We start from the raw sequence: 260 nt of genomic DNA, 5'->3' as shown, positions 1-260 counted from the left end.
ACGCCAGATCGCAGCCAAGAGCAACGAAATCCCCGCATGCACGCCGCTGCTGGCCGGGCTGGACCTGACCGGCGTGGTGATCACCGCTGACGCCCTGCATACCCAGTCCGACCACGCCCACCACATCAACGCCGCCGGCGGCCACTACCTGTTCATCGTCAAAGGGCAACCAGCCCACCCTGTATCGCCGGCTCAAGGCGTTGCCCTGGCGTGAAGCGATCCTGAACGACCGCACCGACGAGCACGGCCACGGCCGCCGC

The 260-nt window shown here is 67.7% G+C and carries 1 pseudogene; it reads left to right on the top strand.

The window, feature by feature from the left end:
* Positions 1 to 214, top strand: a pseudogene (locus IO39_RS56465) (ISAs1 family transposase); the annotation flags it as partial.
* Positions 215 to 260 lie beyond the last annotated feature (46 nt).

Source organism: Nonomuraea candida (assembly GCF_000725485.1).
GTDB classification, from domain to species: domain Bacteria; phylum Actinomycetota; class Actinomycetes; order Streptosporangiales; family Streptosporangiaceae; genus Nonomuraea; species Nonomuraea candida.
Note: the sequence above shows the minus strand (reverse complement) of the source record. Positions and strands in the feature narration are given on the sequence as shown.